Genomic DNA, 20684 nt, shown 5'->3' on the forward strand with positions numbered 1-20684 from the left:
GCCCCGTACTCCCACAGGAGTCGAGCGCTTCCGCTCCAATCAACATCGTTCCTAAAACCAACAACACCCTTTTACACAGCCTTATTGTAAAATGAATGATAGCTTTTTATCACGGAGGTATTACATGAAAATGGACAGTAGACTGATGCGCCAGAAATTAGAGGCACGTTTGGCATCGGATGATAGACTGATTGCGTATGACAGGGAAAAAGATCAGTTGCGAATCGAAAGTAAATCGACTGGAAAAGGAATCAGTATCACCTTGCCAGGCGTTATCGCAAAATGGCATGTTGAAAAAGAAAAGGCTATCGATGAAATCGTTTATTATGTTCAAGAAGGTTTAAATGCCATGGAGACCACTGCTGACCTGAAAGATCAGCTCAAACAGATTTTTCCTGTCATTCGATCTGCTTCCTTTCCAGCAGAAGCAGAAGAAGGTGTGCCGTTTCTGACGGAAGAACATACCGCTGAAACCAAAATTTATTATGCGATTGATATGGGGAATACTTATCGTTTGATTGATACTCGAATCATGATCAAAGAGGGATGGAGTGCTAACAATATTAAGGAAATGGCGTTATTTAATGTTAGATCCCTCCCCACTCCTATAAAGGAAGATCAAGTAGCTGGGAATGTCTTTTATTTCCTTAATACCAATGATGGCTACGATGCCAGCAGGATCTTAAATAAAGGCTTTCTTAATGAGATGGAAAAGCGGATTACAGGAACCATGGTGCTGTCTGTACCGCATCAAGATGTATTAATTATTGCGGATATCCGCAATGACAGGGGCTATGATGTGATTGCCCAAATGGCCATGAGTTTCTTTGCGAATGGAAGAGTGCCGATTACCGCTTTGTCATTTTTATATGAGAACGGTGAATTAGAGCCAATCTTTATCCTAGGGAAAAATAAATAACACCTTGAAAAGGATCACATCGAGTGGTCTTTTTTCATGGAAACTTTCCTATTTATATCCAATTCCAACATATTTCGACTCATTCTCAAGATTTGTGTCGATAAAATAGGAAAAACTGATAAAATAGAATGATAGATGAACAAGAAAGAGTGATAGTTTTGAGTTGGATCCAAAACTTTTTCCAAAAGTTAAGGAAAGAAGATGATGATGAGGATAACAAAATTACTGATTATTTCCGGAATAGGGAGTTAGATAATCACGTTACCATCAGTCAATATGATAGCTTAAAGGATTTAGATACCAGAATAGCGTATCAATATCCAAAGGGAGATAGCCCGCCTGCTAAAATTAAAGAATCGATTCAGAGGCCAATAACGAGCCGGCCAAAGCGGTTAGTGGAATCACCGAAAAAAAGTAGACCAGTAGAAAATACTAAAATTCCACCTGATCTTCCAAAGGTACAGCCAGTCGTTAAAGAGCAAAAATCACGCCCGCGCAGCCCGTTTCATCCAACCGAAATCCCTTCACCTGTTTTCGGTTTTAACAGGCCGCAAAGGAAAGCTAGCATTGTTGAACATGAATTAAGTGATTTTTTAAATGATGAACTGGATGAACAGTTGAACAAAACCATTGGAATAAACCCTAGTCTAAACAAAGTGCTTCTTGAAAGCGATAGGTATGACCTTAGAAAACAAACTCTTAACAATCAAATGAATCAAATCCAGGTGATTAAGAAGGAGTCCGTTTCTTCTGAACAAGAAGAATATAAGCAAGCCATGCCTAATGAACTTAGACTTGAGGAAAATAATCAAGCCGAAACTAAGGGGATTATATTCGGAGAATTGGTTCAAACCGAAGAAATTGAGTCTGCAGTAAAGGAAGATGTTCCATCCCAAGATGTTGAGTCTCTTTTTAAAGAAGATGTTCAAGCCGAAGCGATTGAACTTATTTTAGGGGCAAGCGTTCAAGCTGAATTTAGTGAACCTGGATTAAAAGAAAATGTCCAGACTGTAACGATTGAATCCGCTTTTGAGATAGAGGACCATCAACTAGATCAGACAAAAGAAGATGAGGCAGGTTTTGAAACGCAAGCTCCTCCGGCAGCAAGGTCTCGCTTGCCTTTTAATGTCATGATGCTTAAGCAAGATAAACAAAAATGGGAAGAAAGAATGCGGAAAAGGGAGCTTTCACCAGAGCCGTATCGTCAGCAAGTGAATACAGTAGTGGAAGATGTTCCAGTAATCGAAATGACGACAGTACGTGAGGCAGTACAGAATGAAGAATTCTATATAATGCCAACTTCCAATTTGTTAAGCCCTCCTGTAACAGAGGTACTTGATGCAGACTGGATTGAGGGGCAGAAGGAGCTATTGAATCTGACCCTTAAGAACTTTAACGTAGGGGCAAGTGTCGTGAATGTGACCCAGGGTCCATCTGTTACCCGCTTTGAAGTACAGCCTGAACCGGGGGTAAAAGTAAATAAAATCACTAATTTAAGTGATGATATTAAATTAAGTCTTGCCGCAAGGGATATCCGGATTGAGGCTCCTATTCCCGGAAAACATACCATAGGGATAGAGGTGCCAAACCAAAAATCCAGACCTGTTTTAATAAACGAAATTATTGGAAGCAGTGTTTTTAAAGAATCCGCTTCCCCTTTAACGGCTGTCCTAGGACTGGATATTGCTGGAAAACCTATTGTTACGGATTTAAAAAAAATGCCGCACGGACTTATTGCAGGGGCAACTGGATCCGGAAAGAGTGTCTGTATTAATTCCATTTTGGTTAGTTTGTTATATAAAGCTCGTCCTGAAGATTTAAAGCTATTGCTAATTGATCCGAAAATGGTAGAACTTGCACCTTATAATCGGATTCCACACTTAGTCAGCCCTGTTATTACCGATGTGAAGGCAGCGACAGCGGCGTTAAAATGGGCAGTGGATGAAATGGAGCGCCGCTATGAACTATTTGCTCATACAGGAGTCCGAGATATCAACCGCTTTAACGAATTAGCTGTTCAGCATAAACGATACTCTGATAAATTGCCGTTCATTGTGATTATTATTGATGAGCTTGCCGATTTAATGATGATGTCACCAGCTGATGTGGAGGAAGCTATTTGCCGGATCGCTCAAAAGGCAAGGGCTTGCGGTATCCACCTGATCGTGGCAACCCAAAGACCATCCGTTGATGTCATTACCGGTTTAATTAAGGCAAATATTCCAACAAGAATTGCTTTTTCTGTATCTTCTCAAGTCGATTCAAGAACGATTATTGATATTAGTGGAGCTGAAAGACTCCTTGGACGGGGAGATATGCTGTTTTTAGAAAATGGTTCATCTAAGCCGGTCCGCTTGCAAGGAACGTTTGTCTCGGACGAAGAAATCGATCTTGTGGTCGCTCACGTAAGAGAGCAGCAGGAGCCTGATTACCTATTTGAGCAAGAAGAACTATTAAAAAAGGCACAAGTGATTGAGGAAGAGGACGAATTGTTTTATGATGCCTGTGAGTTTATTGTCCATAATGGCGGTGCCTCTACCTCAAGCCTGCAGCGCCGCTTCAAAATTGGCTATAACCGAGCCGCAAGATTAATGGATATGCTCGAACAAAACGGTTATATTACGAGTGCAAACGGAAGCAAACCACGGGACGTTTTAATAACGGAAGCTGATTTAGAATCTATGCAAGACTAGTAATATTGGTTAATCTTCTGTATTCTTTATTAATGTGGAAAGTTAAGTTAATAAAGAATACAATGATTATGTCAAAAAGTAACAAATAGTTTTTATAACTAAACAGTGCTATAATATTGAATTGATTTCTTAATAATAATAAAACAACGTGTGCTTACATACTGATTAGCAATTACAGACAGATTTCATATACTGTTTAACAGTATTACGTTGGTTGGAGGTTCTTCTATGACTATTTACCATTTTGTAGGTATAAAGGGGTCTGGAATGAGTGCACTCGCACAAGTTCTTCATGATATGAAATTTCAGGTGCAGGGCTCCGATGTCGAAAAGCGCTTTTTTACACAACTGGCCCTTGAACAATCAGGGATCACGATTCTTCCCTTTCAAAAGGAGAATATTAAGCCAGGCATGACTATCATTGCGGGGAATGCTTTTCCCGATACTCATGAGGAAATACAAGAGGCAATGAGACTTGGACTTCCTATCATAAGGTACCATCGTTTTTTAGGCGATTTCATGCAAAACTTTACAAGTATTGCCGTAACAGGCGCTCATGGAAAAACATCTACAACAGGATTGCTTTCTCATGTTATCGCAGGGGCAAAGCCAACATCGTTTTTAATTGGTGATGGAACAGGCAAGGGCGAGGAAGGGGCAGAGTATTTTGTCTTTGAAGCATGTGAATACAGAAGACATTTCTTATCGTACTTCCCTGACTATGCGATCATGACAAACATTGATTTTGATCACCCGGATTATTTTGCCAATATTGATGATGTTTTTTCTGCGTTTCAAGAAATGGCCGTGCAGGTTAAAAAAGGTATTTTTGCCTATGGTGATGATGAGCAGCTTCAAAAAATTCAGGCAAAGGTTCCGGTTCTCTTCTACGGATTTGGAGATGAAAACGATTATCAGGCCAAGAACGTAGTAAAGACAACTCATGGAACAAGCTTTGAAGTGTTTATTCGCAATACTTATTATGACAAGTTTTCCATTCCTACCTTTGGTGATCACAGTGTACTTAATGCACTGGCTGTCATCGGGGTATGCCATTACGAGGAAATGGATGTAGAAGTCGTTAAGGAACATTTACAAACGTTCCAGGGTGTTAAAAGACGGTTCTCTGAAAAAAGAGTTGGTACGCAAATTTTAATTGATGATTATGCACATCATCCAACCGAAATTAAGGCGACTATTGATGCAGCAAGGCAAAAATATCCAGATAAACAGATAATTGCTGTTTTCCAGCCTCATACATTTTCGCGAACTCAAGCCTTTTTAGAGGATTTTGCAGAAAGCTTAAGACAGGCTGATAAAACGTATTTATGTGAAATTTTTGGGTCTGCCAGGGAAAATCATGGCAAGCTTTCAATTAAGGATTTACAAGACAAAATTGAGGGTTCTGAAGTCCTTTCAGAAGAAAACACTTCCGTTTTAAACAAGTATGAGAATAGTGTCATTATTTTCATGGGTGCTGGAGATATTCAAAAGTTCCAGGAATCCTATGAAAAACAAATGTCATAAGTGAGAAAAAGGATGCCAGTTTTTTGGCATCCTTTTGCATTACTTTAGGTTATTTGGATTTAGTACATCTAGTTCTGGCAGAACAAATAAGCCATCTTTACGGATTAGGACATCATCAAAATGGATTTCTCCGCCGCCATATTCCCCGCGCTGGATATTGACCATATCCCAATGGATATTGGAATGGTTGCCATTGAATGCATCATCATAGCATTGACCCGGAGTAAAATGGAAGCTGCCGGCTATCTTTTCATCAAATAAGATATCTTGCATCGGAGAAAGGATAAATGGATTCACCCCGATTGCGAATTCACCGACAAAGCGGGCCCCCTCATCTGTATCAAAGATTTTATTGATCCGGCTTGTATCATTTGACTCTGCCTCTACTATCTTGCCATCCTGAAAGGTTAATTTCACATTTTCAAACGTAAAGCCTTGATATGGCGATGGTGTATTATAGGTAATAACTCCGTTAACTGAATTCCTTACTGGTGCGGTATATACTTCACCGTCAGGGATATTTAATCTGCCTGCACATTTGATCGCTGGAATGTCTTTTATGGAAAAATGAAGGTCAGTTCCAGGCCCAGTAATCCGAACCTTATCTGTCCGATTCATCAATTCTACCAGGCTGTCCATAGCTTGGTCCATCTTTGCATAATCCAAATTACATACCGTAAAGTAAAAGTCTTCAAATGCTTCTGTACTCATTTTAGCTAATTGAGCCATGGAAGAGGTTGGGTATCTGAGGACAACCCATTTTGTTTTAGGAACACGAATGTCCCGGTGCACCTTCTTTCCAATCGTATTGCCGTGTATTTTCATTTTTTCATCCGGAACATCAGATTGTTCACTAATGTTATTACCGGAGCGCAGTCCTATGTATGCATCCATCTTACGCATGACGTTAGCTTCAAACTCAGCCATCATGTTAAATTGTTCTTCTTGTGCACCCATTAAAAGTGAACGGTCCACTTGATGGTCTTTTAACAGGACAAAGGGATAACCGCCTGCAGCATAAGCTTCCTTCACTAGTGCGGTAACAAGTTCCCGCTGAAGACCAAAATTTTCAATCAGCACCTTTTCTCCTTTTTGAAGTTGGATAGAATAATTAATTAAATTTCTAGCAAGCTTCTCGATACGAGGATCCTTCACAATAACGCCTCCAACTAGAAAATATATATTTCAATTCTATTGTACCCGAACATCACTAGAAAGTTGAAACCATAGTCTGGATTAGGTTATTTTTTTAACAAATAGCAGGAAAACAGGACAAATTTATGGAAGTAGTATAAGATTATTTCGAGGTTTATATCTAAAAAGAATAGGTTATACATATGGATAGGATTTGAGGCGGAGGTGGATCATGCAAATTATTTTATACTTAAGCGTAGCCTTGGTAGCCATAGCATTTTTTATACTGGTTATCTATTTATCAAGAACACTTAAATCACTTCAGGTTACACTAACAAGCGTTTCACACACATTGAGTGGATTAGAGAAACAATTAGACGGTGTGACAACGGAAACAACCTTACTATTACAAAAAACAAACGCACTAGCAGAAGATATTCAGCAAAAATCTGAAAATCTTAATAGCGTGGTTGAGGCCGTAAAAGATGTTGGCACTACAGTGTCCAAGTTTAATGGGACACTGCAAAATATTACCCAATCAGTTGATCAGCAAGTGGAAGAAAGTAAAGAGAAAATCTCACAAATTGTTCAATGGGGGAATATTTTCTTCGAATTAAAAGAAAAGTGGCAAACTAGGAAGCAGTCTAAACAAGAAGAAAATGTAAGTGAGAGACAACGGGTAAGGTCACACTAACAAAGCAAAGGAGGAAAGAACATGACTAGTCGAGAATACGAATCACGGGAAACGAATCAAAGCGGAAATGAGGGAGCTTCCAGCACCTTCCTATGGGGTGCAATAATTGGTGGAGTAGTGGGAGCCGCTGCGGCCTTGCTTTTTGCTCCTAAGGCTGGGCGGGAGCTTCGTTCTTCACTAGGCAGTCAAGCAGATTCTATTATGGATAAAACTGCTAATTTAAGGGAGAACGTAGTGGCTAAAAGTAATGAACTGGTGTCAAAAACATCATCTATTTCTCAGGGAATCGTTCTGCAATCCTCAGAACTAGTTAATAAAGTTAAAAGTAAAACCTCCCACAAGGATGAAAATAGTGAAGACTCCGAAGCAACCTACATACCCATTCATGGGTCGAATGAATTTTCATCGAAGAAAACTTCAGATTCAAAATCTCTGGATAGCAATGATATAAGGAAAAAACTAGAGGAAGCACAAAAAGCATTTGATGAAGAAGAAAGTAAAGTGAAATTTTAATAAGTGATTTATATTTGTGATAAAAATGGTGAAGTGTTAAAATTACTTCACCATTTATTTATTTTTTGACCCTTTGGAGGTATAAGAAAATGCTAGCGAAAATTGATACAATTCAACAATTTGATGATTTAATGAAATCAAAAGGAACATTTTACCTTTTGAAACATAGTTTAACCTGTCCAATCAGCCATGCCGCTTATAAAGAATATGAAAAGTTTTCAGATGCCAATCAAGAGATTCCGACTTACTACCTAGCCGTTCAAGATTCACGTCCGTTATCCAGTGAAATTGCTGAACGATTCGAAATTAAGCATGAATCACCACAGGCTATTTTATTTTCAGAAGGAATGGCCCGCTGGAATGCTTCTCATTGGAAAATTACGAACCGCTCCCTTGCCGATGCATTTGTGGAAAAATAATCTTCATGGAATTTAAATTTTTAAGAAACATTTAAACTTAACAGGCATATATTACTCTATTATAAGCCAATTTACTTTAGCGCTTAAAAGCGTTTAATTGTTAAAGAAAAATAAGTGACAAAAAATTATTTTTCAGCTATACTAAAGCTAATTATTAAAAAATTAAAAAATTTTAAACTTTAAGCTTGTAAATCATTAATTTTTGAAAAGAAAATGATCTGCAAAATGGAAGGACGGGGCGAATAATGAGCAATAATCAATTGGATCAACTGAGGACACGTGTTGACGAACTTAACTTGGAATTATTGAAACTAATTAACGAAAGAGCTCAACTTGTTCAAGAGATAGGACGAGTTAAAGGAAATCAGGGAGTTTACCGCTACGATCCAGTCCGCGAAAGAAAAATGCTTGAAGTAATTAAAGAACATAATGATGGACCATTTGAGGATTCAACCATTGACCATCTTTTTAAGGAAATTTTTAAAGCAGGGCTAGACCTACAGAAGGATGATCATGAAAAGGCCTTACTTGTATCGAGAAAGAAAAAACCTGAAGATACGATTGTTTCATTGAAGGGTGAAAATATCGGGGATGGAAAACAACACTTTGTTTTTGGACCTTGTTCTGTTGAGTCCTATGAGCAGGTAGCCACTGTAGCAAAGGCAATGAAAGAAAAAGGATTAAAGCTTCTTCGAGGAGGGGCATATAAGCCAAGAACTTCTCCATATGATTTCCAGGGTCTAGGCGTAGAGGGGTTAAAAATCTTAAAACGTGTAGCTGACGAATATGATATGGCAGTCATCAGTGAAATCGTTAACCCAGCAGATATTGAGATGGCTTGTGATTACATTGATGTCATTCAAATTGGTGCCCGTAATATGCAGAACTTTGAGCTTTTAAAAGCTGCTGGCGCGGTTAATAAGCCTATTCTTTTAAAAAGAGGTCTTGCTGCTACAATTGAAGAGTTCATCAATGCAGCAGAGTACATTATGGCACAAGGAAATGGCCAAATCATCCTTTGTGAGCGTGGAATCAGAACGTACGAACGTGCAACAAGAAATACATTAGATATTTCAGCTGTTCCTATTCTGAAAAAAGAAACACATTTACCAGTTATGGTGGACGTTACTCATTCAACCGGTAGAAGAGATTTATTACTTCCATGTGCGAAAGCTGCTATTGCGATTGGGGCAGACGGAGTAATGGCTGAAGTTCACCCGGATCCAGCCGTAGCTCTTTCAGATGCTCAGCAGCAAATGGATCTTAAGCAATTTGATGAATTCTATAGCCAATTACTTGCATCAAATTTTGTTAGAATCTAAGCTCACAAACGCTCAAAACAATAATTGAGGGCCTTCTACAATGAAATGTAGAAGGTTTTTTAATTTTTACGAACGTTTTTAAAAAAATATTGACTTTTTCAATTGCGGCTTTAAACTAGTTGTCGTATCATTAGGTACATATGAAGATTGTTTATTATCTCACAAGCAACCAAGGCGGATGGTCGTTAAACAGAGAAATTTAACCCAGAAAAATAAACATGACTAGTTTTTTACAAACAGATGTAAAATAAAAAAAAACAATGAACGTTTTAGGAGAGTGTATAAAAGTGAATATCACGATTTATGATGTTGCAAGGGAAGCTAACGTATCAATGGCAACCGTTTCCCGTGTAGTCAATGGAAACCCAAATGTAAAACCAGTAACACGCAAAAAAGTATTAGAAGTAATTGAAAGATTAGGCTACCGTCCAAATGCCGTAGCAAGAGGATTGGCTAGTAAGAAGACCACTACGGTTGGAGTTATTATCCCAGACATTTCAAGCATCTTTTTTGCAGAGTTAGCTCGTGGGATTGAAGATATTGCGACTATGTATAAGTACAATATCATTTTAAGTAATTCAGACCAAAATAAAGACAAAGAATTACATTTACTTAATACGATGCTTGGCAAGCAGGTGGATGGAATTGTTTTCATGGGAGGAAATATTACTGCTGACCATGTGGAAGAGTTCGGTAAATCCCCAGTTCCGATTGTCCTTGCCGGTTCAATTGAAGAATCTAATCAAATACCATCTGTTAACATTGACTATGAAGCAGCAGTCTATGATTGTGTGAAGGAATTCGTTGAAAAAGGTCATAAACACATTGCTTTCGTTGTGGGACCTCTTCATGAGCCAAAAAATGCTCAAAAAAAATTAAAGGGCTATCAAAGAGCTCTTCAAGACGCAGGTCTTCCATACAATGAAGAACTGATTGTTGAAGGTGACTACACGTATGATTCTGGTATTGAAGCCCTCGAAAAGTTATTGGAGGCAGCAGACAGGCCTACAGCCATTTTAGTTGGCTCTGATGAAATGGCACTTGGCGTTGTTCATGGAGCAGAGGACAAAGGTTTCCATATCCCTGAAGATTTTGAAGTTATTACTTCTGACAATACTCGGTTGTCACTAATGGTGCGCCCGCAGCTGACAACAATTGTTCAGCCGTTATATGATATTGGTGCAGTATCCATGCGCCTTTTAACTAAATTGATGAATAAAGACAAGACCAGTGATTCTATCGTTGTTTTACCACACCGGATTGAACACCGTAAATCGACAAAATAAAAAAAAGGGTTGGCGCTTAATAAAGCGCCAACCCGTTTCTTATTTGGATTCAACTTTTTGTTGATTTCGAATAGGGAAAAGAGCTTTTTCAAGGGTTAGTAAATTCTTTTCGGTTATTTCTGCTTTTCTTGGGATTGGAGTATAGATCCCCTCAGGGTCATCCCATTCAGATGGCAGGGGAACAGGGGCAAATTTTTGCCAGTGTTTAATCCACTCATCTGGTAACGGTCCATAGCTTTTTGCATTTTCTGTCATTTCAAGCCAAATTAGTGCCCATGCCCTTGGTACCACACGCCAAATGTCATACCCCCCTCCACCAACAGCAATCCATCTGCCATTACAATATTGATGGGCAATTTCGTGAGCAAGCTTGGGGATTTCCCTATAAATCTTCATCGTTGCTGATAAATGGGTTAAGGGGTCATAGTAATGAGAGTCAGCGCCATTCTGGGTTAGAATGACATCTGGTTTGAAAAATTCAGCTACTTCCTTGATCGATTGTGTGTAGACCTGAAGCCATGACTCATCTTCAGTAAAGGCGTCAACGGGAATGTTAAAAGAGTATCCGTACCCGAGACCTTGTCCCCGTTCATTAATGTTTCCCGTTCCAGGGAACAAATATCTTCCTGTTTCATGAATCGACAAGGTACATACACTTGGATCATCATAGAACGACCATTGAACACCATCACCATGATGAGCATCAGTATCAACATATAATACCCTGGCATGATACTTTTCCTGTAAGTATCTAATCGCAACCGAGCTATCATTATAGACGCAGAATCCTGAAGCTTTACCGCGGAAACCGTGATGTAATCCCCCGCCAAGGTGAAGGGCATGCAGAGCTTTACCTGTCATAACTTGGTCGACTGCCATTAATGTCCCGCCAACCAATAAGGAACTGGCTTCATGCATATGGGGGAATGCAGGTGTATCCTCAGTTCCTAACCCGTAGTTTTCGGCAATTTCCTTCGGAAGAGTGCCCTCTCCAGCCTTTTTCACAGCCTCTATGTAGCTGGGGTCATGGATTAGCGCTAATTCCTCTTCAGTAGCCATCTTAGGCGGTACGATTTGTTCATGTGCTAAAGCATTTATTTTTTGTAATAGGTCCACCGTTAATTGAAGCCGGAATTGATTAAAAGGATGATTGTCATTAAATTTATACTTTAAGAGTTCTTCTGAAAAAATAAAGGAGCACTGATCACTCATAGAGATATACCCGGGAGGTTAGGCCATAAGACTTGATGGCCTTCGTGTTTGAGTTCTTGAATAAGTGCTGTCGGATCCATGGTTTGCACTCTTAAGACAAGTATTTTATAATGATCATCCTTTTTGTCTGGGTAAACGAGGACACTTAGAATATTCGCGTTTTTCTTTTTTATCACAGCTGTAATATCACTGAGTACTCCGGCAAGATTCGGTACCTTGATTTCGATTTGAGAGCCTGGCTGGTGTGCGCCTGTTAACTCAACCATTGTCCGAAGTAAATCGGTTTCCGTAACGATCCCGACTAGTTTTCCATCATGAATAATAGGGATACAGCTGATTTTATGTTCATAAAACAGACCGGCAGCTTCTTCAACAAAATCTAGTGGATGCCCGGTGATAACATTTTTCTCCATAATGGTTTCTAGTGGTTTGATTAAATCTTCGGGATGTTCATTAGCGTGAAAAATGGAGGGAGTTGCTTCTCTTATTTTTGCTATGGTAATCAGGCCTTGTAAATGCCTGTCTTGATCTATAATTGGAATGTGGCGTATCTTTCGTGTATCCATTAAACGGATAGCATCTGCAATCGTATCATTGGGGAAAAGGACGGCGACATCTGTCTTCATGATTTCTTCTACTATCATTCAAATCACCCTCAAACAAAAAGATTAAGCTTTCTGGATCAGCTTCCAGCAGCTAGTGAACTTCGTTAATGATCGCTTTCGCTTTTAGTACATAAATCGGTTCATAAATCTAAGCCGGTCAAATTGTTGAATGGAATCAGCTCCTATTCTTTTTCCTATCCGTGCCATTAGACAGTTGGCTGGGTGTGAGCAAATCTCTGGGTCATCTGTTGCATACCACTCTAGGCCGCCGGCATTCATCATTTTCTCCATGACCTTTCGATAATCCCAGACATTTAATTTTGTACCTTTCAAATCCCAATGCCAATAATATTCAGTTGTAATCGTAATATAATCTTCCATTGCCTCATCCATCATGGAGACGACTAGGAGATTTTTGCCGACGGAGCAGCCTCTGAATTTGGGAATGACTTCAATGGCACCTAATTCAATTAAATTATCCATGTTACCCTCAGACCATCGTTCTAGCGGATCAGGATAAAGAAAGGTTACATATCCAACAATGGTATGCTGATCCCTGGCGATAATAATTCTTCCTTCTGGCAGGTCAGCAATTCCAATTAACGCCTCGTGCTGCTGTTTAGGCTGCCGAAATGCCACGAGGTCTTGATGAAAATCATATTCAGTCAATTGTTCAGATGAAATAGGGCCTTCAATAATGATGTTTCCATGGGGAGTTTGTAGTTGTTTGGCATTGTATGTCTTTTTGTGTTCCATACTTTCACCTACTCGAGAGATGGTAGTTATTAATTCTATTATACATAAAAACTATTAAAAAAAAGAAATTTCAAAAAGTTTTTTGTAAGGAAATAGGCGAATAGCCATAAAATTCAAGAAAAAATATTTTTAAAATTGTGAATAGTTCTTGTTTGTACTATAATAATCTCATACTAGCAAATGAGGGGGAGATTTAGGTGAAAGTGGAAGCGTTATCAGTTGTGCATGGGGAGTATAATCTTGTCGATTATGATGAAATGTACCAACGTTTTGATTGGAAAGAAGCTGAAAAAGAATTTTCTTGGAGCGAAACAGGACTTGTGAATTTGGCTTACGAGGCGATTGACCGCCATGTGGAAACCTTCCGGAAAAATAAGATTGCCCTGTACTACCGTGATGGTGCTAGAGATGAAAAGTACACATTTAAGGAAATGAAGGATTTATCCAATAAGGCAGCAAATGTGTTAAAAACCTATGGTGAGGTAGAAAAAGGTGACCGTGTTTTCATTTTTATGCCTCGTTCTCCGGAACTTTACTTTACTGTTTTAGGTGCGATTAAGCTTGGAGCCATCGTCGGACCATTATTTGAAGCATTTATGGAGGGAGCAGTACGAGACAGGCTGCAAGACAGTGAAGCAAAAGTCCTAGTCACAACTCCCGATTTGTTAGAACGTGTCCCTGTTCAAGAGTTACCGGCCCTAAAGCATATCTTTGTTATTGGAAATAATGTACAAGAGCAAGGAGTAACGATTGACTTCCTAGAGAAATTTAAGTCGGCGAGCAAAGAACTGAAGATTGAGTGGGTAGATCGCAGAGATGGCCTAATCCTCCATTATACGTCTGGTTCTACTGGAAAGCCTAAAGGGGTACTGCATGTACATAATGCTATGATTCAACATTATCAAACTGCAAAATGGGTTTTAGATTTAAAAGAAGATGATGTATACTGGTGTACTGCCGATCCTGGCTGGGTGACAGGTACATCCTATGGTATCTTTGGACCTTGGTTAACAGGAACTTCAAACGTTATCGTCGGAGGCCGTTTTAGCCCTGAATCGTGGTATCAAATGATTGAAGACTTTGGTGTTACGGTTTGGTATAGTGCACCTACTGCATTCAGAATGCTAATGGGAGCAGGAGATGAGCTTGTTAAGAAGTTCAATCTGAGCAGTCTGCGACATGTCCTAAGTGTTGGCGAACCATTAAACCCAGAAGTAGTCAAATGGGGAGTAAAGGTTTTTAATAAGCGGATCCATGATAGCTGGTGGATGACGGAGACTGGGGCCCAGCTCATTACTAACTATCCTTGCATGGAAATAAAACCTGGCTCAATGGGTAAACCTCTGCCAGGAGTAAAAGCGGCCATTGTTGATAATCAAGGAAATGAACTGCCTCCATATCGAATGGGGAATCTGGCCATTAAAAAAGGCTGGCCATCGATGATGCATACGATCTGGAATAATTCAGAGAAATATGAATCCTATTTTATGCCGGGTGATTGGTATGTTTCAGGGGACTCTGCATATATGGACGAGGATGGCTATTTCTGGTTCCAAGGCCGGGTTGATGATGTCATCATGACTGCCGGAGAGCGTGTCGGTCCGTTTGAGGTAGAAAGTAAACTTGTAGAGCACCCAGCTGTTGCCGAAGCAGGGGTTATTGGAAAACCAGATCCTGTCCGCGGTGAAATTATTAAGGCATTCGTTGCCTTACGAGACGGTTTTGAGGAATCTGAAGAATTAAAAGAGGAAATTAGACAGTTTGTCAAAAAAGGTCTTGCCGCTCACGCTGCGCCTAGAGAAATTGATTTCCGTGATAAATTACCGAAAACTAGAAGCGGTAAAATTATGAGGCGGGTTTTAAAAGCATGGGAATTGAATCTGCCGACAGGCGATCTTTCTACAATGGAAGACTAATTTGAAGCAAATAAAACAACCGCACCAATCAAGGTGCGGTTGTTTTGTTTTTCTGATTCGGTTGTACGGTGGTTTTATCTTTCTGTTCTGGTGGAGCAGTCGGAGGTGGAGAAGCCGCTCCAACTTCAACCGAATTGGAAGCTGCTGATACCTTGCCGGCAATGTCAACAGCCACTACGTGATAGGTTCCACTTCCAGCCTTATAGGAAAGCTTTGAGCTGCTATTTATACTGGCAACCTTTGAAGCTCCTTGATACACTCTGTAACCGACTATGTCATTGTCGGCTGACTTTGACCAAGACAATGTATTCCCGGTTGCTGAAAGAGTAACTCCATCCGGAGATTTGCCGTTATCGACCATTTTGGCAGTAGGAATCAGTACTTTTCCCCAACGGCCCCTGTTTGGAATTAACTGACTGTAATTTTTGAAATTTCTTCCAACCATTCGAGTGATGAAGTCTGGGTTCAGAACCAAACCAAACTGTGCAAACTCTTTTGGCGTAGAGTCCAAAGCTAGATATTTTTTATCCCCAATAGTGACAAATTTTCCTTCCACTAAACTATCATCTACTCTGGTTGGAACATTATTGACATTAAAATAATCACTCTCGATTAAACCGGCTTTAGAACAAGCTGCAGACGGCAGCATACCGGAAACAGCACAATAAGAGCGTTTTACGATTCCAGCTGGCATCTGGAAAGATTCCTTTGGATCTACCAGATCCGGCTTGATGTCATAAGCGGCATTGATTAGCTCTGCCCATAAATTATTGGTACGCTGACTATAGGACATTCCAGAAGTCTTTAATGATTTGGGTGTATCATAACCTGTCCAAATACCAAAGGTTACATTAGGGTTTGTGGCAACAAACCAAGAATCGATATACTCATTACCAGTTCCTGTTTTACCAGCCCAGTCAGCACTAAACTTCAATTTACTCCTCACGCCAGAAGCAGTCCCCATTTTGATAACATCGCGCATCATATCAAGTGTTAAATAAGCAGTTTGCGGTTTAAAGACATCAACAGGTTTCACTTCATGCTGATAGATGGTCTTGCCATCTTTATCGACAATCTTATCAATCATATAGGCATCAATAAATTTCCCATCATTTGCAAATGTACTAAAGGCATTTGTATTTTCCTCAATCGTTACCCCTGTTTCCATTGAACCAATCGAAGTTGCAAGATTGGTATAGTCTGGCTTTTTAAGAGAAGTAAAGCCCATCTTTTCAAGATATTTTGCTGGTTGTTGATTCACTATTTCTTTATAGAGCTTAACGGCAGGTACGTTATAGGATTTAGCTAATGCATAACGGGCAGAGACAATCCCGCTATACCTTAAATCATAGTTACGCGGCCAAGGTGTGCTTCGTCCATAGGCTAGACTTAGTGCAACATCAGGCAGCGGCGTTCCAGGTGATGCTTTACCTAACTCAATGGCCGGTCCATAAACTAGAAGCGGTTTCATAGTTGAGCCATTCTGTCTAACGGCACTAGTTGCGTGATTAAGCTGCTGTTTATCATAATTTCTTCCGGCAACAAAACTGATGATTTTACCTGTTTTGTTTTCAATCAGCTCAGCCCCGACTTCGACCGGCTCCATTACTGTTGTTTCTTCCCCGGTTTCTGGATCCTTCCTTACATCGGCTTTATCAGGTCCGTAGTATTTATAATTATCCTTAACTGTCTGCATGGCATCATAAATATTTTTGTCAATGGTTGTATAAATCTTATAGCCATTTTGGTGCAGATCATGATTGGCTATTGTTTTATATTTATAAAAAAGAGTGTCGTCATTTTGTAAATCCTTCTCTGTGTAGCCATCTTTTTTGGCCAGCACAGTGGTAAGGGTTTCGATAGAACGTTTTTCTATTTCGAATGTAAGCCATGGGTATTTTTCTAGCGGATTAGGTACGGGCTTGATAAAATCCTTTGTGATGTCGTAGGCAGAAGCTTCGGTATATTGCTGCTGAGTGATGTATCCGCCATCTAACATTCTTTTTAAAACGGTTTTCATTCGAGTAAGACCTGGTTCGAGGTTGTTTTTGACTGTACCCTCTCTAGTAAATGGTGTATAACCAAACGGACTTTGCGGCAGGCCGGCAATAAAGGCTGCTTGCGGAAGTGTTAAATCACTAGCGCTTTTACCAAAAATCCCTTTTGCAGCAGCTTGAACACCGGCAATGTTTTGACCTGAAGAATTTCTTCCGAAGGTAGAAACATTGAGGTATGCTTCTAAAATTTCTTTTTTGTTGAAAAACTTCTCTAAACGAAGCGCAAGCAAAATTTCATTGGCTTTCCTCTGAAAGGAGACTTCATTCGTTAATATTTGATTTTTGATCAATTGCTGTGTTAAGGTACTTCCACCAGATTGAACAGAGGAATTTGTCACCTCTTGAAAGAGAGCTCGAAAAACGGCTTTCGGAACGACCCCTTTATGCTGATAAAAGTATTGATCTTCAGTCGCTATTACAGCATTGGTTAAATCGGTAGATACTTGGTCGAGTTTAACTTCTTCACGGACCAAATCAGACCTGAGCCTGCCAAGGTAGACATTATTAGCAAAATATAGATCTGATGTTTCGGTATAGTTATAAATATCCTTTTTCATACTGTCATACGAGCGGACGGGTTCATCTTTAACTAGTGAGGCAAAGTAGCCTGCACCAACACCTGTAGCAAAGGACCCACCTAGAATGACAACAGTCAGTACAAGGAGAATTAAATTCCAAACAACCTGATAGGTAATTCGTGCACCTTTTACGGTTTTTTTATGGGTAATCAAGTCTATTATGGATTTTGCCTTGTCCATCCATGCTTGCAATTTTTCATTCATTCGGGGCATCACCTCATTATAAAATCCCCTCCATTATAGCATATTGATGACCCAAAAACTGACAACCTTCTACATTTTCTGAAATTTCCAGTTCGTTGTTTGACAGACGTGTTGAAATATGGTAAAAAGAGCTATAGCATATTTTATATTTAAAGCTGTGAAGGGAATCAACTGTAGTTCTTCTATCCCTGTTTTAAAGAGAGTCAGCGGCGGTGCAAGCTGATACAAATAGAAGAATGAATTACATCCTTGAGCTTTTTCTGTGAACACATTAGGTTAGTAGCGGAAAACGGTCTAAACCGTTATTTTGTTGAGTTGGAGGATTTTTTCCTCAAGCTGGGTGGTACCGCGTAAACTATACGTCCCTGCATTTTTTGCAGGGGCGTTTTTTATTTTTTTTAGGTTAATTGGAGGGATTTAATATGGATTTATTACAGGATCTAACATGGAGAGGCATTATTTATCAGCAGACAGATGAAGAGGGCCTAAAAGATTTATTAAGCAAGGAAAGTATTTCGCTTTATTGCGGGGTAGACCCCACTGCAAATAGCCTGCATATTGGGCACTTAGTTGCGTTTCTTACACTGAGAAGATTTCAGCAGCATGGTCACCGGCCTATCGTGTTGGTCGGCGGTGCTACTGGATTAATTGGAGACCCAAGCGGTAAAAGTGAAGAGCGTAAATTGCTTACTTTGGAAACCGTTCAGGAGAATGTGGAAGGCATTAAAAAACAGCTTGCCTCTATTTTTGACTTTGATGGTGAAAATGGAGCGACGATGGTTAATAACTATGATTGGGCCGGCTCTATGGATATCGTGACGTTCTTGCGTGATATCGGTAAGCATATCGGTGTTAATTACATGCTTGCCAAGGATACCATTGCGTCACGTCTTGAAACCGGGATTTCTTTTACTGAATTCACCTACACGATTTTACAAGCAATGGACTTTAATCATTTATATGACCACCATAATTGTAAATTACAAATTGGCGGCAGTGATCAGTGGGGCAACATCACGTCCGGACTGGAATTAATCCGGAAAATGCATAATGAAGAATCAAAGGCATTTGGTCTGACGATTCCACTTGTTACAAAAGCAGACGGAACTAAATTCGGCAAGACGGAGGGCGGTGCTGTCTGGTTAGATCCGGAAAAAACCACTCCGTACGAATTCTACCAGTTCTGGATTAACACAGCGGATGCAGATGTAGTGAAATACTTGAAATACTTTACTTTCCTTTCTCATGAAGAAATTGACAGCCTTGAACAAAGTGTCCAAGACGAACCGCATCTTCGTAAAGCACAAAAAGCTTTGGCGGAAGAAGTGACTCGCCTTATTCATGGTGAAGAAGCATTACAGCAGGCGATTAAAATTTCTCAAGCACTATTCAGCGGAGAAGTGAAAAATCTATCTGCAGCGGAAATTAAGCAAGGATTTAAAGATGTACCTTCCTATGATGCAAAAGAAGGGGAAGAGAATTTAGTGGATTTGTTAGTGGCCGCAAAAATTTCTCCATCTAAACGTCAGGCGCGTGAGGATATCACGAATGGTGCTGTAACTGTCAATGGGGAAAAGGTGACAGACACAGCCTATATCCTTCAGGAAACAGATCGGATTGAAAGTCAGTTTACGATTATTAGAAGAGGGAAAAAGAAGTACACATTAATTAACTATTAATAGGTTAGGGCTTTGGATTTCCAAAGCCTTTTTTTTATGTAACAAAGGACAATTAAAATCCGTCTAATTTATAAAAGAAGAAAATGGGGTGCAAGAAGTGAAAATATTTTTACACTCTTTCTTTATTATTTTCCTTGCTCTTGTAACATTTTTCGGAGTAGGTCCAATTCTCCTCGCGGATGGTTCCGTGCAAGAAAGACTTTGGACGGCAGCAATCGTCATCGTCCTTTATCTAATTATAGGTATTAGTTACCGAATAACATTGATAAAGTCTAATAAGAGATAAAAAAAAGCCCGCATGCCAAATTGGTATGCGGGCTTTTTCAAAAAGATTAACGAGAGTAGAACTCAACGATAAGTGCTTCGTTAATTTCAGCTGGAAGTTCTGAACGTTCTGGTAAACGAGTGAAAGTTCCTTCTAGCTTGTCAGCATCAAAAGTTAAGAAATCAGGTACAAAGTTATTAACTTCAACTGCTTCTTTAACTACATCAAGGTTACGTGATTTTTCACGAACGCTGATTGTTTGTCCTGCAGTTACGCGGTATGATGGGATATCTACGCGAGAACCATTAACTAGGATATGACCGTGGTTTACTAACTGGCGAGCAGCACGACGAGTGCGAGCAAGACCTAAACGGTAAACAACGTTATCTAGACGTGATTCAAGAAGAACCATGAAGTTTTCACCGTGGATACCAGATAATTTGCCAGCTTTTTCGAAAAGAGTACGGAATTGGCGCTCATTTACACCATACATATGACGAAGCTTTTGCTTCTCTTGTAATTGTAATCCGTATTCAGAAAGCTTTTTGCGTTGGTTTGGACCATGTTGTCCAGGAGCGTAAGGACGCTTTTCTAATTCTTTACCTGTGCCGCTTAGAGAGATTCCAAGACGACGGGATAGTTTCCAGCTTGGGCCGGTATAACGAGCCATGAATGACTCCTCCTTAGTGTTTTTATTTGGGTAAAATAAAAACCGTTATGAGACTCTTTACTAGACATTTTGTTTTCATGCACCTTCGCCCTAGCAGCTAAGGGTTACAAGATGCACCATCAAAAAGTTTGAGGAACAAAATGAGACTAATAAAAGTAAACTCAATAGGCTGCATATATTTTACACAAAGAGTATTATATGATTTTTATACACGATAAGTCAAGTATATTTTTAA

At 39.7% G+C, this 20684-nt stretch carries 17 protein-coding genes and 1 other annotated feature; of the genes, 11 read left to right on the forward strand and 6 right to left on the reverse strand.

The genetic code is table 11. The features are described from left to right. Positions 1-124 precede the first annotated feature (124 nt). The 3 genes from V7266_RS05270 (at position 125) to murC (ending at position 5139) form a co-directional block, all read left to right on the forward strand. A complete protein-coding gene (locus V7266_RS05270) occupies positions 125-919 on the forward strand; it encodes a DUF1444 domain-containing protein (RefSeq protein WP_335466392.1) in 795 nt (264 codons plus the stop codon). A 158-nt stretch (positions 920-1077) separates the two neighbouring features. Further along, positions 1078-3612 carry a DNA translocase FtsK gene (locus V7266_RS05275; protein ID WP_335466394.1) on the forward strand — a complete coding sequence of 845 codons (2535 nt, stop codon included), beginning with the start codon at positions 1078-1080 and terminating at the stop codon, positions 3610-3612. 228 nt (positions 3613-3840) lie between these two features. After that, entirely contained in the window at positions 3841-5139 is a 1299-nt protein-coding gene (murC, locus tag V7266_RS05280) for a UDP-N-acetylmuramate--L-alanine ligase (RefSeq protein ID WP_335466396.1), read from the forward strand. Positions 5140-5178: 39 nt separating this feature from the next. Here the strand turns inward: murC and V7266_RS05285 are convergent, their stop codons facing one another. Then, positions 5179-6294 (reverse strand): aminopeptidase, encoded by a 1116-nt coding sequence (locus tag V7266_RS05285; protein ID WP_335466398.1) that lies wholly within the window; start codon positions 6292-6294, stop codon positions 5179-5181. 211 nt (positions 6295-6505) lie between these two features. On the opposite strand from V7266_RS05285, the gene V7266_RS05290 reads away from it, so the two are divergent. The 5 genes from V7266_RS05290 to ccpA all read left to right on the forward strand — a co-directional run bounded on the left by V7266_RS05290 (position 6506) and on the right by ccpA (position 10507). Then, positions 6506-6967, forward strand: coding sequence for a DUF948 domain-containing protein (locus V7266_RS05290; RefSeq protein WP_335466399.1), 462 nt, complete (start codon positions 6506-6508; stop codon positions 6965-6967). Positions 6968-6988: 21 nt separating this feature from the next. After that, positions 6989-7480 carry a YtxH domain-containing protein gene (locus V7266_RS05295; RefSeq protein WP_335466401.1) on the forward strand — a complete coding sequence of 164 codons (492 nt, stop codon included), beginning with the start codon at positions 6989-6991 and terminating at the stop codon, positions 7478-7480. Positions 7481-7569: 89 nt separating this feature from the next. Then, positions 7570-7899 (forward strand): bacillithiol system redox-active protein YtxJ, encoded by a 330-nt coding sequence (gene ytxJ, locus V7266_RS05300; protein ID WP_335466403.1) that lies wholly within the window; start codon positions 7570-7572, stop codon positions 7897-7899. A gap of 245 nt (positions 7900-8144) precedes the next feature. After that, a complete protein-coding gene (locus tag V7266_RS05305) occupies positions 8145-9221 on the forward strand; it encodes a bifunctional 3-deoxy-7-phosphoheptulonate synthase/chorismate mutase (protein ID WP_335466405.1) in 1077 nt (358 codons plus the stop codon). A gap of 287 nt (positions 9222-9508) precedes the next feature. Further along, positions 9509-10507: a catabolite control protein A gene (gene ccpA / locus V7266_RS05310; RefSeq protein ID WP_335466406.1), complete on the forward strand. Its 999-nt coding sequence runs from the start codon at positions 9509-9511 to the stop codon at positions 10505-10507. 39 nt (positions 10508-10546) lie between these two features. Here the strand turns inward: ccpA and V7266_RS05315 are convergent, their stop codons facing one another. The 3 genes from V7266_RS05315 to V7266_RS05325 form a co-directional block, all read right to left on the reverse strand. Continuing rightward, positions 10547-11719 (reverse strand): acetoin utilization protein AcuC, encoded by a 1173-nt coding sequence (locus V7266_RS05315; protein WP_335466408.1) that lies wholly within the window; start codon positions 11717-11719, stop codon positions 10547-10549. Then, positions 11716-12363, reverse strand: a complete 648-nt coding sequence (locus tag V7266_RS05320; protein WP_335466410.1) for an acetoin utilization AcuB family protein — start codon at positions 12361-12363, stop codon at positions 11716-11718. The genes V7266_RS05315 and V7266_RS05320 overlap by 4 nt, the downstream gene beginning before the upstream one ends. Positions 12364-12447: 84 nt before the next feature. Then, the gene (locus V7266_RS05325) at positions 12448-13080 is read right to left on the reverse strand and encodes a GNAT family N-acetyltransferase (RefSeq protein ID WP_335466411.1); all 633 of its coding nucleotides are present in this window, start codon (positions 13078-13080) and stop codon (positions 12448-12450) included. Between the two features lie 197 nt (positions 13081-13277). Here V7266_RS05325 and acsA point away from each other — a divergent pair, with 197 nt between their 5' ends. Then, positions 13278-14996 carry an acetate--CoA ligase gene (gene acsA, locus V7266_RS05330; protein WP_335466412.1) on the forward strand — a complete coding sequence of 573 codons (1719 nt, stop codon included), beginning with the start codon at positions 13278-13280 and terminating at the stop codon, positions 14994-14996. 28 nt (positions 14997-15024) lie between these two features. Here the strand turns inward: acsA and V7266_RS05335 are convergent, their stop codons facing one another. After that, positions 15025-17835 carry a transglycosylase domain-containing protein gene (locus V7266_RS05335; RefSeq protein WP_335466413.1) on the reverse strand — a complete coding sequence of 937 codons (2811 nt, stop codon included), beginning with the start codon at positions 17833-17835 and terminating at the stop codon, positions 15025-15027. 148 nt (positions 17836-17983) lie between these two features. Continuing rightward, positions 17984-18205 (forward strand) — a binding site (T-box leader). 52 nt (positions 18206-18257) lie between these two features. Between V7266_RS05335 and tyrS the strand changes: the two genes are divergently transcribed. Both tyrS and V7266_RS05345 read left to right on the forward strand, forming a co-directional pair. Further along, a complete protein-coding gene (gene tyrS, locus V7266_RS05340) occupies positions 18258-19514 on the forward strand; it encodes a tyrosine--tRNA ligase (RefSeq protein ID WP_335466414.1) in 1257 nt (418 codons plus the stop codon). A gap of 97 nt (positions 19515-19611) precedes the next feature. Then, positions 19612-19800, forward strand: coding sequence for a DUF6954 family protein (locus V7266_RS05345; RefSeq protein ID WP_335466416.1), 189 nt, complete (start codon positions 19612-19614; stop codon positions 19798-19800). Between the two features lie 46 nt (positions 19801-19846). On the opposite strand, the gene rpsD is transcribed toward V7266_RS05345, so the two are convergent. Beyond that, on the reverse strand, positions 19847-20449 hold the full coding sequence (gene rpsD / locus V7266_RS05350) for a 30S ribosomal protein S4 (RefSeq protein ID WP_335466417.1): 603 nt from the start codon (positions 20447-20449) through the stop codon (positions 19847-19849). Positions 20450-20684 lie beyond the last annotated feature (235 nt).

This window comes from Neobacillus drentensis (assembly GCF_036965645.1).
GTDB lineage: Bacteria > Bacillota > Bacilli > Bacillales > Cytobacillaceae > Neobacillus > Neobacillus drentensis_D.

Bases quoted from the DNA above. Each gene is read 5' to 3' on its own strand.
- ytxJ (WP_335466403.1), top strand. From the start codon at position 7,570: ATGCTAGCGAAAATTGATACAATTCAACAATTTGATGATTTAATGAAA.
- V7266_RS05335 (WP_335466413.1), bottom strand. From the start codon at position 17,835: ATGAATGAAAAATTGCAAGCATGGATGGACAAGGCAAAATCCATAATA.
- murC (WP_335466396.1), top strand. From the start codon at position 3,841: ATGACTATTTACCATTTTGTAGGTATAAAGGGGTCTGGAATGAGTGCA.
- V7266_RS05315 (WP_335466408.1), bottom strand. From the start codon at position 11,719: ATGAGTGATCAGTGCTCCTTTATTTTTTCAGAAGAACTCTTAAAGTAT.
- V7266_RS05325 (WP_335466411.1), bottom strand. From the start codon at position 13,080: ATGGAACACAAAAAGACATACAATGCCAAACAACTACAAACTCCCCAT.
- V7266_RS05270 (WP_335466392.1), top strand. From the start codon at position 125: ATGAAAATGGACAGTAGACTGATGCGCCAGAAATTAGAGGCACGTTTG.
- V7266_RS05295 (WP_335466401.1), top strand. From the start codon at position 6,989: ATGACTAGTCGAGAATACGAATCACGGGAAACGAATCAAAGCGGAAAT.
- V7266_RS05305 (WP_335466405.1), top strand. From the start codon at position 8,145: ATGAGCAATAATCAATTGGATCAACTGAGGACACGTGTTGACGAACTT.
- V7266_RS05290 (WP_335466399.1), top strand. From the start codon at position 6,506: ATGCAAATTATTTTATACTTAAGCGTAGCCTTGGTAGCCATAGCATTT.
- V7266_RS05320 (WP_335466410.1), bottom strand. From the start codon at position 12,363: ATGATAGTAGAAGAAATCATGAAGACAGATGTCGCCGTCCTTTTCCCC.
- rpsD (WP_335466417.1), bottom strand. From the start codon at position 20,449: ATGGCTCGTTATACCGGCCCAAGCTGGAAACTATCCCGTCGTCTTGGA.
- tyrS (WP_335466414.1), top strand. From the start codon at position 18,258: ATGGATTTATTACAGGATCTAACATGGAGAGGCATTATTTATCAGCAG.